This is a genomic window from Longispora fulva, assembly GCF_015751905.1.
Taxonomy (GTDB): Bacteria; Actinomycetota; Actinomycetes; order Mycobacteriales; family Micromonosporaceae; genus Longispora; species Longispora fulva.
This window is the reverse complement of sequence record NZ_JADOUF010000001.1, coordinates 6,904,258-6,917,420: the sequence shown is the minus strand read 5'-3', so window position 1 is coordinate 6,917,420 and position 13,163 is coordinate 6,904,258. Positions and strand designations below refer to the sequence as shown.

General features: G+C 64.6%; 17 protein-coding genes and 1 pseudogene. 7 read left to right on the top strand and 11 right to left on the bottom strand.

Annotated elements, in window-relative coordinates:
* Positions 1-10: 10 nt before the first annotated feature.
* From IW245_RS31815 to IW245_RS31765, 11 genes and pseudogenes are all read right to left on the bottom strand, one after another.
* A complete protein-coding gene (locus tag IW245_RS31815; RefSeq protein ID WP_197006812.1) occupies positions 11-652 on the bottom strand; it encodes a hypothetical protein in 642 nt (213 codons plus the stop codon).
* Positions 649-1,416, bottom strand: a complete 768-nt coding sequence (locus IW245_RS31810) for a metallophosphoesterase (protein WP_197006811.1) — start codon at positions 1,414-1,416, stop codon at positions 649-651. Before IW245_RS31810 ends, IW245_RS31815 begins: the two co-directional genes overlap by 4 nt.
* Positions 1,413-1,934, bottom strand: coding sequence for a nucleotide modification associated domain-containing protein (locus tag IW245_RS31805; protein WP_197006810.1), 522 nt, complete (start codon positions 1,932-1,934; stop codon positions 1,413-1,415). Before IW245_RS31805 ends, IW245_RS31810 begins: the two co-directional genes overlap by 4 nt.
* A 23-nt stretch (positions 1,935-1,957) precedes the next feature.
* Positions 1,958-2,557 carry a toprim domain-containing protein gene (locus tag IW245_RS31800; RefSeq protein WP_231399001.1) on the bottom strand — a complete coding sequence of 200 codons (600 nt, stop codon included), beginning with the start codon at positions 2,555-2,557 and terminating at the stop codon, positions 1,958-1,960.
* A 58-nt stretch (positions 2,558-2,615) separates the two neighbouring features.
* A pseudogene (locus IW245_RS42760) lies at positions 2,616-2,819 on the bottom strand (CHC2 zinc finger domain-containing protein); the annotation flags it as partial.
* Entirely contained in the window at positions 2,797-3,171 is a 375-nt protein-coding gene (locus IW245_RS31790) for a hypothetical protein (RefSeq protein ID WP_197006807.1), read from the bottom strand. The pseudogene IW245_RS42760 and the gene IW245_RS31790, both read right to left, overlap by 23 nt.
* Positions 3,172-3,963 (bottom strand): DnaB-like helicase C-terminal domain-containing protein, encoded by a 792-nt coding sequence (locus IW245_RS31785; RefSeq protein ID WP_197006806.1) that lies wholly within the window; start codon positions 3,961-3,963, stop codon positions 3,172-3,174. It lies immediately after the preceding gene.
* Positions 3,963-4,508: a PD-(D/E)XK nuclease family protein gene (locus IW245_RS31780; protein WP_197006805.1), complete on the bottom strand. Its 546-nt coding sequence runs from the start codon at positions 4,506-4,508 to the stop codon at positions 3,963-3,965. Before IW245_RS31780 ends, IW245_RS31785 begins: the two co-directional genes overlap by 1 nt.
* A complete protein-coding gene (locus tag IW245_RS42755; protein WP_197006804.1) occupies positions 4,501-4,728 on the bottom strand; it encodes a PD-(D/E)XK nuclease family protein in 228 nt (75 codons plus the stop codon). Before IW245_RS42755 ends, IW245_RS31780 begins: the two co-directional genes overlap by 8 nt.
* Positions 4,682-5,020 carry an FDXHR family putative zinc-binding protein gene (locus IW245_RS31770; RefSeq protein WP_197008957.1) on the bottom strand — a complete coding sequence of 113 codons (339 nt, stop codon included), beginning with the start codon at positions 5,018-5,020 and terminating at the stop codon, positions 4,682-4,684. Before IW245_RS31770 ends, IW245_RS42755 begins: the two co-directional genes overlap by 47 nt.
* Entirely contained in the window at positions 5,017-5,259 is a 243-nt protein-coding gene (locus IW245_RS31765) for a hypothetical protein (RefSeq protein ID WP_197006803.1), read from the bottom strand. The genes IW245_RS31770 and IW245_RS31765 overlap by 4 nt, the downstream gene beginning before the upstream one ends.
* Before the next feature lie 1,234 nt (positions 5,260-6,493).
* On the opposite strand from IW245_RS31765, the gene IW245_RS41855 reads away from it, so the two are divergent.
* The 7 genes from IW245_RS41855 (at position 6,494) to IW245_RS31730 (ending at position 13,158) form a co-directional block, all read left to right on the top strand.
* Entirely contained in the window at positions 6,494-6,829 is a 336-nt protein-coding gene (locus IW245_RS41855; protein WP_307788928.1) for an HNH endonuclease, read from the top strand.
* Between the two features lie 303 nt (positions 6,830-7,132).
* Entirely contained in the window at positions 7,133-7,534 is a 402-nt protein-coding gene (locus tag IW245_RS31755; protein WP_197006801.1) for a phage terminase small subunit P27 family, read from the top strand.
* Between the two features lie 20 nt (positions 7,535-7,554).
* Positions 7,555-9,078, top strand: a complete 1,524-nt coding sequence (locus tag IW245_RS31750; RefSeq protein ID WP_197006800.1) for a terminase large subunit domain-containing protein — start codon at positions 7,555-7,557, stop codon at positions 9,076-9,078.
* Between the two features lie 238 nt (positions 9,079-9,316).
* The gene (locus IW245_RS31745; protein WP_197006799.1) at positions 9,317-10,594 is read left to right on the top strand and encodes a phage portal protein; all 1,278 of its coding nucleotides are present in this window, start codon (positions 9,317-9,319) and stop codon (positions 10,592-10,594) included.
* Entirely contained in the window at positions 10,591-11,325 is a 735-nt protein-coding gene (locus IW245_RS31740) for an HK97 family phage prohead protease (protein ID WP_197006798.1), read from the top strand. The genes IW245_RS31745 and IW245_RS31740 overlap by 4 nt, the downstream gene beginning before the upstream one ends.
* A gap of 129 nt (positions 11,326-11,454) precedes the next feature.
* Positions 11,455-12,801, top strand: a complete 1,347-nt coding sequence (locus IW245_RS31735; RefSeq protein ID WP_197006797.1) for a phage major capsid protein — start codon at positions 11,455-11,457, stop codon at positions 12,799-12,801.
* Positions 12,802-12,876: 75 nt separating this feature from the next.
* Positions 12,877-13,158: a hypothetical protein gene (locus tag IW245_RS31730; protein WP_197006796.1), complete on the top strand. Its 282-nt coding sequence runs from the start codon at positions 12,877-12,879 to the stop codon at positions 13,156-13,158.
* The last annotated feature ends 5 nt before the right edge of the window (positions 13,159-13,163 follow it).

The window sequence follows — 13,163 nt, the reverse complement described above, 5'->3', positions numbered from 1 at the left end:
TGGAGTCCTCCTAGTTGGGGTCGTAGTCGTGGGTGGACTGACGCTGTGCTGTGGCGTTGGAAACGGCGCTACGGCTGCCGGGGAATCCGCGCGTAGCGCGTTCGGCGTGCCATTCACCCTTGAAGGAATTCATGGCCGCTGTGAGCCGATCAACGGCCTTGTTGAGGCGCTTGCGGGCGGCTGAGGAGTTGTCGGGCACCTCGCCCAGGACGTAGCGGGAATGCAGAATCTGACGGTCGTCTTCATCGAGCCCCGCCAGGCTCAGCGCCACATCGGCGCACATGTCCAGCGGGTCAGCGTGCGGCTTGAGGCTGCGCGCGTCGTCGGGAACGTGGGTGTTGGGCCACTGCTCAGGCGCAACGTACGTTTCGAGAATCCTCCGCACATCCTCGGGCCGGTACCCATACTGCGCGCTGATCGTGAGTCCCTGAGCCCGAGACTTGCCGCAGTAGCGGCGTGCGGCACGTTCGAAGATGAAGCGGAAGTTCGCGTTCTCCTTGTCCACAAACGATTTCGCGTTCTCCAACGCGAAAAGGTGTAGCTCTTGGGAGATGTCTTCCCGCTCGACTCCGGGGTATTCGCTGGCGTACTTGCGGGCCACGCTCGCAATGACCGGTCGCAGTGCCGCCCAGGTGGTTTCTGTGATCGTCAACGATAGTCCTTGCTGTCGATGGTGAAACGTCCGTTCGCGGACATGTAGATAGGGCGCGGGTTGACATAGGTTCCGGTGACTTCCAAGAGTCCGAAGCCCATTTGCCAGTTACCGGCACCGGTCTTGAGGTAGGCAGCTCCGGGGCTCTTGATGTCCATGAGGTGACCGACTTCGAAGCCGGTCAGCATCTCGGTTCGCCCCGAGTAGCCCCGGCTTTCGGCGGTCACGCCCAGGCGGTGCGTGTGTCCACACACGATGCTCTTTCCGGTCTTGCGCGCCCCTCCGAGTGCCGTTACTCCGGCTACCCGCGATAGAGGGAATCCGAGGTGTCCGTGAGTGGTGAGCCACCCGGGGGCCACCTCCTCGAAGTCGGGGAGACGGTCGATGCCGAAGCCGTCGAAGTCGCAGAGGACTTCCACGTTGAACGCGTCGGAGAAGTCCAGCGCGGGGGCACGGCTGGCGAGGTACTCACGTGGCCGAAGATCGTGGTTGCCCTCGTGCACTCCCACCGGGCCGGAGTAGACCTCCCGCAGCGGGCCTAGGAAGTCGCGTTTCACAACCTCGCTGTCCGCCTTGACGCTGCCCGCGTACTCCCCACGGGTTCCGGCGTTCCAGCGTGAGGGGTTCGGGTAGTCGGCTAGGTCCCCGATCTGAATTACACGGTCGGGCTGAGACTCCCCGATGTAGCGGATGACGTTTCGGAGTGCCGGCTTGTGGTGGTACGGAATCTGCGTGTCACTGACGATGACAATGCGTTTGGTCATCGGCTGCCCCCAGCGGGCCAATACCCGCGAAGAACCATCAACCCAATGAGCCCGTAGTTGGCGATGTCGATGAACGCGTCTTGAAGGCTGTCGTCTGCGAAGTCGGCAACTCCGCCGCCGTCAACGTAATTGTTGATCCGGGCGAGTTTGTCAGTCATGCGGACGCGAAGGCCGTTGAGTGGTCCGCCTGGCGCGTCTGCGATGTTGCGGGGTCCGTACTTGGCGTGCCGCTCAAGGAGAAGTTCCTTGGCGTCATTGAACGTCAGCCCTACCGCGTCTGCGAAAGTGAACTCATCGGGCCACTCGTCTTGACGCGGGTAGTCGTCTTCGTCGTCGTAGTCCCGCTCAGGCTCGGGCCACTTCGTCAGGGTGTACGGGATGGGCTCGCGCTCGTTGAGCGCCTGGCCTTCCTGCGGGGTCCGCTCCCGGCAGGCTTCCCACTCCGGGCGCTCCGGCTGGGTTGACATGAGGATGTCAAGGAGCCATGAGAGTGCCACCGCGGATTCGATGTCGACCAATGCAAGGGGTGTGTCTTTCCTGGTCAAGTCTCAAGTCCTATCTTCTGGCGGAGCGCTTCGGCTCCGTGTTCGCGGACGAATGAGTTCACGTCGCCGCCGTCCATGGCGATAATGGAAACGTTGGCGACTTGGCGGGCTAGCCGTTCGCCCAGGTCCCACCCGGCTTTGTCGTCGTCGGCAAGGACGTACACCGTGGCGTAGCCCTTGAAAGCCCGCGCCATGAACGGCTGCCAGGTATTCGCGCCGGGAAGACCCACGGCGCTCACGCCCGCCATGCGGGCGGTAATCGTGTCGATTTCCCCTTCGCAGACTGCGATGTAGGGATAGTCGTAACTGAGGGCTTCAGGCCCGTAGATTCGGGGGACTTCTCCGGGAAGGCTCAAGTACTTAGGCCCTTGGCCGTCCCCGACTGCGCGAAACCGCAGCGATGTCACGCCCGATTCGGTCAGGTAGGGAATGCAGATCCGCCCCGCGTAGCCGCTATCCCCCGGAAAGGGGTTTGCGACGAAGCCCAGGCGGAAATACTCCAGTGCTCTCGGGTTCAGGCCCCGGTCCTCGATCAGATAGCGCTCTGCGTCGCTGCCTTGCAGGCTCGCGGCGTAGGCCGCTGTCCGTTCCTCCAAGCTCTTTCGTGTAGAACTCGACGGCACTCCGGTAATCAATGTCCTCCCCGTGTTGGATCAGGCCGATAGCTGTTCCGGAGAATCCGCAGCCATGGCAATAGAAAAGACCTAGATCGAGATGGACTCTCGCGCTAGGTCTGTCTTCACTGTGGACGCAGCACAGTACGGGCTGCCATCCGTCTTTCTCGGGCTTGTGCTCAACGGCGTAGTGCCGGAGCACCGGGCGAATGTCGGGGCCTTTACTGCGGGCCTGTCGGGGCATCCACCACCCCGAACCACCCTCGAAGGCACTCTCTGACGAACGTCTCCCCGGTCATCATCACGACCCACTGTCCGGGGTCGGTGCCGCCCGGAATCTTGGCCCAGACAACGCCCAGGTCCGCCGCGTCGTTGGCCCGCTCGGTCTCTGCCTCACGGAGCCATTCCTTGACCTTGTAGCTCTTCTCCGCCTTCACTTCGACCACGACCCCGGGTAGCCCGGTCAGGTCGCCCCGGTCATTAGCTCCGGCGAGGCGTCGGCGCTCCACGTTGGCGAAGCCCTGAGCCCTGAGGTAGTCGACAACGGCGTTTTCGGCATCCCTGCCCTTCGTCTTGCTGTAGCGCGGGCTGGCCAATTAGAGCCCTCCTAGAATCTGCGTTTCGCGGTCATAGGGAATGAGGGTGTTGAAGTAGCCGGAAGGGTCCATGCGCCCGTTGGAGTTCTTGACGATCGACACTCCCATATGGAATTCGTCCGGCCTGTGAATGGTGAGGATCAAGCGCGGGGTCTTGCCCACTTTGCCGAGTAGCGCAGACAACGGGGCGGGCTCTTCTCCGTCTTCGTAGCGCCCGGTCAAGTGGTGAAGAATGACCACGCACATGCCGGTTAGTCGCGTCAGTTCATGTAGGTAGTCGATGACGCGTCCGTAGCGGACGTGCTCCCCGCCGTCGCCGTTCTCTTCGACGTAGCAGTCTTTCAGGTTGTCGACCACCATTAATTGCGGATAGCGTCCGTGCACCCGCTCGTAACACATCACCTCTTCGTCTATGTCATCGAGCGTTGGCCCAGCGTCGAAGCTGAAGCGGATATGCGCCGTGTTTGACACGATGGCGTCAAAGAACTTCGCGCCCTTGCCGGTGTACAACGCCTCTTCAACGTCGCGGACCTTGTCACCCGTCAGGCTGCCCGCGATGCGGGTTCCGAGTGTGGTTCGGTCCGAGTCCGGAGACAGGTACAGCGTGGGGACTTTCGACCTAAGCGCCAACGTCGTTGCGAAGGCGCTCTTTCCCCCACCGGGGCCGGAGGCGATCAGCACAAGCTGACCGGTGCGAAATCGCGCCCCCATGGCTTCGAGCGTGGGAAAGACAACCGGGAGGGCTTTGCCTTCCCCGTCTCGGCTCTGGAGAGCGCGGGATAGCGTCTGCATCAGGCACCCCCGAACTCCCGGCAGTAGTCCCTTACGCCGCACGTGATGCGGCAGGAATCCGTCAGGTTGGGAAGGAACACGCGGGCCTCAATGCCCCGGTTCAAGGCCGCGAACGCGGCAGTCAGGTAGTCGGCCGTGTAACTGGAAAGGTCGATCATTCCGCTTGCCTCGCTGGTCTTGGCTAGCCAGTAGTCGCCGTAACGGATGTCCTCTCCGAACATCTCGTTGATAGCCAGTGCGTAGACGCCTAGCTGAATGTGGCTCACGGGCTTGTTGCCGGTCTTCAGGTCCCGAACGGAGAGTTGACCGTCTGGCCAGATCAGCACTTGGTCAATGGCTCCCCACACCTCGATTTCGCCCAGCAACAGCCGAAAGGCGACTTCGAGCGCGGGCGTGCCGTCTGGCAGCTCCCACACCTTCCACGGTGCGGAGCGGGCCTCAGCGCAGTAGGTGAGAACCTGGCTGGCTCCGGTTTCCCTTCGCCGTTCTATGTCATTCTCCGTCGTGATGCGGGGGGCTCTCATCCACACGTCAAGGTCAGGCACGGGCCTTCGCCTCTTCGATCAGCCGGTCATATTCGGCGTAGAAGATGGGCAGCGGGTCAATGCTCCTGCCGCTTCGCTCCCACTGCTCTACCGCGACGTGAAACGCGGTTCCCTGCATGGTCCATGCTGCGGGCCGTTGCGGAACTTGCTCGATGCGCTCAAGGCGGTACGCCTCAGAACAGCGCGAGTACGTCCCCAACTGGCTTACTGATCTGTGCATTCTTTCCTCTCGATGCGCGGGCCTTTTCCATCAACGCGGCGGAGTCGCGCCGCTTGTCGTGCCCTTCCTCCGTGGCCCATAGGCCGGCTTCGCGGACAAGGCCCTTGCTCGCGGGGTCATGGCAGTAGCCCCCGGAACGGTGAGCGTCGAAGTGCGTCACGCCCCCGAAGGTGTTGTGACAGACCGAGCAATGCGCCATCACTTGGCCTCGAAGCGGCAGGCAGGAAGGCCCGCACGCCGAACCGAGCGGCCTGCCGTCCGGGGCGGTCTTGTTGTCCAGCGCGAGTCTCACGGCTGCTCTCCGTTGCTGATCGAGCGCCACAGCTCCCGCGCGAGGCTAGCGAGCGTGCGGGGCGTCTGAACTAGGTAGTCCCAGGCGGCAGCCGCGCTGATCAACTCTTCGGCTTCGTCGGGGCCAATGCCGTAGTAGGTCTGGCAGTACTCCGCCCAGGTCAGGCCGTGGGCGCTGTGGTGGTTGAGGCTGGCGGCTCGATCGAGAGCCCGCCCGTGGATCACGAATCCTGGCGTCACGTCTACCCCCGTAGAACGCGACAAGGGCGACCCCGAAGGACCGCCCTTGCCATGGTGCGTATGTGGTTGCGGTGGTACCGGCACACTCCGCCCAGAAGGGCTAGCGTGCTGCCGTCAGACCCCGAAGGGCGCTGCGCGGACTTGGTGACTCTGTGTCGGGGAAGCTCTACGGCACATCCGACGACGTAGGCCAGAGACCTACTCACAATGTTCGATTGTTGGTGTTACGCAAGGCGGGCAGGATGCCGAAGGGTGTCTCCCCTGCCGCCTTACCGTGAAGCTGAGACCCAACCTTAGGTCAACTTAGTGATTCGAACAACCGTTCTAACTGTGACCTGCGTCACTTCCTGCGGCGGAGCCGTCGAGCGGCCCTAACCCTTAGGAAACCTGTCGACTTGGCAACCCCCGCGCTGCCAAGGTGCGGCTCTTGGGCTTCCACATCCAGCCCGACCGCCAGGCGGATGTTCCTCCTTTTAGGAGAGTTGGCGTCGGGTTCCGGTCCATAAATTCCGAACTCGCGCATAATGCTCACTCAGGACTCACCTCTTGTGCTATCGACCGGTCCGAGTAGGCCCGGTGGAAGGTGAAAGCGTGCTCCTGACGATCAGTGTTCGGCAAGGTCTTTTGATGTGATGTGATCGGCGTCACAATCCGCCACCGTGACACTCGTGTCGCACTAAGGGTTACCTTGTGTCCGATTTTCAAGGGGCCAAGACGTGAGCTGAGTCACAGGGTTTCCTGGTTCGGCAACGAAGGAACCTACTAGTAAGTGAGGAGCGAAGCGACTCACAAAAACCATGCCTTAAATGCATGGCAAGCAAGTGGCAAGCACGAAGTGCTAGCCCCAGATAGGTAGTCCTGTTAGCTACTTGTTCTCATTCCTTCGCCCGATGGCGAAGGGGAAGAAATGGACAAGATCAGACAGGCCCTCTTAGTACGTTAGGACTACCCTCAGGCAGTCCAAGACCGCGCGTAAGCGCGAAGGATCAAGTCTAGTCGATGGCTTGTGTCGGTCTTTGCTTGAGCAAAGGGCACACCTTAGGGGTGTCCCTAGCCCAGACCACCCCCGGATCAGGAACACCCTTCTACGCCTGCACACCGGGGGGCTTAACGCCCCACCTAGCGGTTGAGACCCCCTCGGGTTGCGCTCCCGCTAGGTGGGTGCCCTTAACGGGCACCTCTAGGGAAACCAAAAGATTTCAGAAGATTCTCCGGGAGCGAGGTTTAGGGTTTCGTGCCTCGCCGTCCGTGCCTCGACTGCCCTGCCCTGCACACCAACCCCTCGCGCTGTGACCGATGCCAGGCCCGCTGGCGGGTTGAGCATCCCCGCCTTCGTGGATCGGCTACCGCCCGTGGATACGGCATCGCCTGGCAGCGCCTACGCGCTGCCGTTGTCTCTGAACACGTGGCCCTCTACGGCCAGTGGTGCCCAGGGTGGAGACGTGACGGTCACAGCGCCCAGGCGCTGACCGCAGACCACGTGATCCCGAAGTCCAAGGGCGGCACCGACGACCGGTCCAACCTCGCCGTGCTGTGTCACTCGTGCAACAGCGCCAAGCGTGACCGGTAGGCAGGAAGCCGACCGACAGCCAAGGGCGCGCTCCGCGCGCGGCTCCTCACGCTCAGGCCCGCGAAGCGGGGCGAAAACGAACAAGAGGGGGGAGGGTCAAACTTCGGCGGAATGCCCGAATGGACCCGGCCTTCAACTGCGCGCACAGAATCTCAAAACTCAGAGGTTTTTTCACCTCTCCGCAAATCGTGAGGGGTGGTCGCCATGCCCGGTGGCCGCCCGACGACCCCGGTTGAACGCAAGCGCCTCATGGGGCGCTCTCCCGGTCGTGACTCCGGTGGGCGGGAGCTACCCGCCCCGGTCGTGCACCTTGCCGCCGTCGCGGCCGTGCCCGATCCTCCGGCCACGCTGGGGGAGATCGGCGCGGCTGTGTGGGAGCGGCTGTGGACAGCCGGTCAAGGCTGGCTGTCGTTGACGACTGACCTTGACGTGTTGACGCGCCTCGCTGAGGCGCACGACGAGCGCCAAGCCATGCGGGAACAGATAGCCGCTGACGGCTACATGGTCGCCGGTTCCCAGGGGCAGCCCCGGCCACACCCGTTGCTGACGCACCTTCGCGCCCTTGAAGCCCAGATGACCCGCTGGGAATCGCTGTGCGGCTTCACGCCCGCTGACCGTTCCCGTCTCGGCTACGCCGAAGTCAAGAAGGTCTCTCTCCTCGATGAGATGGCCAACCGTCGCGCCCAGCGGGGCGCGGTTCCCTAGCCCGCCGAGGAGGTCACCGCGTGGACCTCCTGACGCCTGGCTGGCCTCCCCGCTGGCTGACCCCGGTCACCGACGCGGAACTGTCCGCGAGCGGCGGACCGGACACCGCCGATTTCATCGAGACGTTTTGCCGCATCACCAAAGACTCCGTAGCCGGCTCAGCCGGGACGCTTCTTGAGCTTCGCGGCTGGCAACACAAGCTTCTGCGGTTCCTCCTGGCGCGCCGCGCCGATCGGCGCTACCGGCACCGTCAGGCCCTGATCGGCGTTGCCCGCAAGAACGGCAAAAGCGCCCTAGGCGCGGGCATCGCCCTTGACGGTCTGCGCTTCGGCCCCCAGGGCGGAGAGGTCTACTCGTGCGCGGGTGACCGCGAACAGGCAAGGATCGTCTTCGCTGCCGCCCGGCGGATGGTCGAACTTGACGAGCATCTGTCAAGTTGCCTGAAGCTCTACCGCGACGCCATCGAGCACCCCGAATCAGGCTCCATCTATCGCGTCCTGTCGTCTGAGAGCTACACGAAAGAGGGCCTGAACCCGACCCTGACGCTCTTCGATGAAGTGCACGTTCAGGCCAACCGGGAACTCTGGGACGTGATGGCCCTAGCCATGGGCGCACGATCCTCCCCGCTCATGATCGGCATCACGACCGCCGGGAGCCGTTACGACTCCTCGGGGCGAGACAGCCTGTGCTACTCGCTGTATGAGTACGGCAAACGCGTAGCCCTAGGCGAAGTGGTTGACCCGTCGTTCTTCATGGCGTGGTGGGAGCCCGTCAACCTCGACGCGGACCACCGCGACCCCGCCACCTGGCGGGAGGCCAACCCCGGCTTCGGGGACCTCGTGGACGCGGAGGACTTCGCGTCCGCTGTGCTGCGGACCCCTGAGGCTGAGTTTCGGATCAAGCGCACCAACACGTGGGTGTCCGGCACGTCAACGTGGCTGCCGGCTGGCGCGTGGGACGCGTGCGCGGACCCCTCCGCGACGATCCCCGATGGCTCCGAGGTGTGCCTAGGTTTTGACGGAAGTTTCAACGGCGACAGCACAGCCCTTGTTGTGGTCAGTTGTGCCGAGATTCCGCATGTCGATGTGGTGGAGCTGTGGGAGCGTCCGGCCGATGGTGACGGATGGCGAGTGCCGATCCTCGATGTGGAAGAGGCCATCCGGGAAGCCTGTCGCCGCTGGCAAGTCCGCGAGATCGTCTGTGACCCCTACCGGTGGGCACGCACCTACCAAGTCTTGGAAGACGAAGGGCTTCCGGTGGTGGAGTTCCCCCAGTCGGCAGCCCGGATGACCCCGGCTACGACCCGGTTCTATGAGGCTGCCGTCAACCGGCAGCTCACCCAATCCGGGGACGCGCGCCTGGCTCGCCACATCGGCAATGCGGTTCTGAAAGCCGACTCGCGCGGTACGCGGATCTACAAGGAACACAAGCACTCCACCCGCCGCATTGACCTTGCGGTTGCTGCCGTGATGGCCCTGGAACGGGCCGTTCAAACCCCTGTTGAAAACCCCGACGTGGACTTTCTCGCGTGGGACGACCTGTGACCGGACAAGGAGGTGACACGGTGCTGTCAACCCTGGCTGAACTGGCGGGCCTTGCCTGCCTCGTGGTCGCTGCCGCGATCCTGTCCCCGGTCGCCGGTTGGGCTGCCGCTGGGCTGTGTCTCCTCCTCGTGGGGCGCGCACTCGATGGGGCGCCAGTTGACACGTTGCTGTCAACCGCCCGCCGGGGCATGTCCACAGCCTGTGGATATCTCACCCGCCGTCGAGCGGGTGAGGCCCGGTGAGCATCCTCCGCCGCGCGCTGAGCAAGCGCGCGTTGTCCCCTTCCGGCTCCGGTGACCCGTGGGCGATTCCCAGCAACGGCAGCCTCAACACGCTGTCCAACGCGGGCGTGACCGTGACCGAGGAAACCGCCCTGTCCCTCCTGGTCGTCATGGCGTGCGTGCGGATCATCTCCGAAGCCGTCGCCGGTCTGCCCCTCGACGCGGTACGGATGCGCGGGAAGATCCGCGAACAGCTCGACCCCGCCCCGCGCATCATCTCCGACCCTTTCGGGGGCGCGAACGATCTTCGCTACCCCTCGCGGCGTACCGGCCTGGCTCAGCTCATGGTGTCGCTGCTCCTACGGGGCAACGCGTTTGCTGCGGTCATCGAACGCGACGCGGTAGGCCGACCGTCCATGCTGCGAGTCCTGCACCCCGACCGCGTACGGGTCACCGTGACCGGCGGACAGAAGGAATTCACCGTTGACCGCGTGCCAGTCGACCCGTTCGACATGTTGCACATGGTCGGCATGTCAACCCCAGGCGCGGACGTTGGCCTGTCCGTCATCTCCTACGCCCGACAGGCAATCGGACTCGGCTTGGCTGCCGAAGAGTACGGCTCCCGCTTCTTCGGCTCCGGCGCTCACCTGTCCGGCATCGTGCAGGTACCCGGAGACCTCGACAACGAACGCGCGCGGCAACTCAAAGAGCGGTTCACCGCGTCTCACACGGGACTCCGCAACGCCCACACGGTCGGCGTGCTGACCGGGGGCGCGTCCTGGACCCCGATCAGCGTCAGCCCTGAAGACGCCCAGTTCCTGGCAACCCGCGAAGCCCAAAACCTTGATATCGCGATGCTCTACGGCATCCCGCCGCACATGCTCGGGCGCGTCGACCGCACCACCTCATGGGGTGCCGGCATCGAGCAACAGGCCCTTGGATTCTCCCGCTTCACCCTCGAAAGCTGGACAGGCCGGATCGAAGACGCGTGGTCAGCGTTGCTCCCCAAGCCCCAGGTAGCCCGCTTCAACCTCGCGGGCCTTCTGCGGACGGACACCCCCAGCCGCTTCGGGGTCTACACGGCCGCGCGTACCGCCGGAGTGTTGACGACCAACGAGATTCGCGCACTGGAGAACTACCCACCGATTGCCGGCGGAGACGACATCACCATGCCGTTGAACAGCGCCACTACGGGCAAAGACGAATCCGCGGTGGCCCCTGGCCCTGATGGGCCGTCCGCGTCCAGTGACCAGAACGGCAACAACGGACCACCCGAGGAGGGACCAACCCCGTGACCGTCCAGACCCGCGCGACCGGCTACCCACTCGGGGCCGTCGAGTACCGAACGATCAGCTACACGGGCGTAGAACTCCGCTCAACCCCCAACGGCACCGGCGGAGAGGCCCTGACTTTCTCGGGCTACGCCTGCGTCACGAACACGCTCTACGAAATGGCGGACTGGCTCGGCTCCTACAACGAACAGGTGTTGTCCGGGGCGTTCCGTCAGACCCTGGCGGACAACGCCGATGTGGCGTTCTTGGTCAACCACGGCGGGCTCACGCTCGCGCGGACCAAGAGCGGCACACTCACCCTCGCGGAGGACTCCACCGGCCTTGCCGTCGAGGCCCCGCTAGACCCCGCGTCCCCGATCGTTGCGGGCCTGCGCTCCGCGATGGAGCGGGGAGACGTCGATGAAATGAGCTTCGCGTTCAGGGTCACTGGGCAGTCCTGGTCACCCGACTACAGCCAGCGCGACATCACAGCCGTAGACCTCCACAAGGGAGACGTGAGCGCCGTCAACTACGGCGCGAACCCGGCAACCGCTGGCGCGAGCCTTCGCGGTACCCAGGCCGTCGACCGGCTCAGCGCGGCCGAGCGGCGCGAACTCTTCGACCGGCTGAACCTCGAGTTCGGCGCGGAGAACTTCCCGAAGGTGCCCGACTGCCCCGGCGGGCTTCCCGCCGCCGTGGTCGACGCGTACCGCCAGTTCCACACTCCGCCGCGTCTGACCTCTCAGCGTCGCTGACGTTATCTCCGAGACGTTCTTACGTCTTCTGTTGACGTTTTTCCGCCCCGGCCGCCTTCGCGGTCCGGGGCTTTCGCTTGCCCGCGTTCGGGCACGCCCACCCCTTCCCCACCCCAAGGAGAGTTTTACGTGAGGGAACTCATTACCAAGCTCCTGGCAAGGCGTGCCGCGCTCGGTGTCGAGCTGGACACGCTGACCCAGGCCCCGAAGGCCGAAGCCCGCAACCTCAACACCGTTGAGGAGACGCGCTTTCAGGAGATCCGCACCGAACTGACCGCCCTTGATGAGCGCCTGGCGGAGCTGGACGAGATGGTCACCCGCTCAGACGCGGCAGCCGAAGTGTCCAAGCGCTACGACACCCCCGCTCCGGCGCGGGTCACCGCTGAGCCTGAGGTGTACCGGCGTGACGGGAACCTGTCCTACTTCAAGGACCTGTACAACGCCCGCGAGAAGGGCGACCGTGACGCCCACGACCGGCTGATCCGCAACAACCGGGCACGCACCGACAACGGCAACGCGGCCGAGTCCCGCGCCCTGTCGACCGTCAACAGCGCGGGCGGGGAGTTCGTTCCGCCGCTGTGGCTCGAAGAGCAGTTCGTTCGCTACGCCCGCCCCGGGCGGGTGTCCGCGAACCTCGTTCGTCAGGGTGTCGTGCCGCCCGGTACCGACTCGATCAACATCCCGAAGGTGTCCACCGGCACGGTCGTGGGTGTGCAGGCCACCCAGAACACGGGTATCCCGCAGACGGACCTGACGACCACGAGCGTGTCCAGCCCGGTCGTGACGATCGCGGGCGGGCAGACGATTTCTCTCCAGCTCCTGGAGCAGAGCCCGCTCAACGTTGATGAGGTGGTCCTGGCGGACCTGGCAGCCGACTACGGCCGCCAGGTCAACGTCCAGACCCTCTACGGGTCCGGTGCCGCCGGCCAGGTCACCGGGCTCCTGATCCTCGCCGGTACCCAGGCCATCACGTACACGTCGGCTACCCCGACGCTCGCGGCCCTGTACTCCAAGATCGCCGGAGCCATTCAGGCCATCCACACGTCCCGCTACCTTCCGCCGGACGCGATCGTGATGCATCCGCGTCGGTGGGCGTGGTGTGAGGCCCAGCTTGACTCCCAGAACCGGCCGCTCATCGTGCCGGCCGCTGGCGGGCCGAACAACGCAGCCGGCAATCTTGACACTCAGGTGTCACAGGGCTACGTCGGTTCGATCCTCGGACTCCCGGTGTACGTGGACGCGCTCATTCCGACCACGGTCGGCGCGGGCTCCAATCAGGACACCATCTACCTGATGCGCAGCGAGGATCTGTGGCTGTGGGAGGGACAGGTCAGGGCTGAGGCTTTCCAGCAGACCTACGCCCAGAACATGAGCGTCCTGCTTCGCCTGTACAACTACCTGTCGTTTCAGGCAGGCCGCTACCCGCAGTCCATTGCCACGATCAACGGCACGGGCTTGGTTGCTCCGACGTTCTAGCCCACCCCCGCGCCCCTCGACGCTCCCGCCACCCGTGGGGCTTCGAGGGGTGCGCCTTGATGCGGAGAAACGCCCGTGAACTTCTTCAACTACGCCCGTGGGCTCCTGGACGAACTCAGCGACGCCACCAACGCCAAGGCCACCGACACGGCCGCAGCCGTGCGCGCCGAACTCGCGGCCATCGCAGCCCCCGCCCGCGCTGAGGCCGCCCGCTACCTCGACGCGCTCACCCCGACCCGGCGGGCCTCAGACGGGGCCGAAGTCGACGCTCCCGAGCGCGCAGACATCGCCGCTGTCCTCGATCGGCTCGACGCGGCGACCACGCCCCGAAAGGCCCGCGCCAACGCCAGACCGTAGAAGGG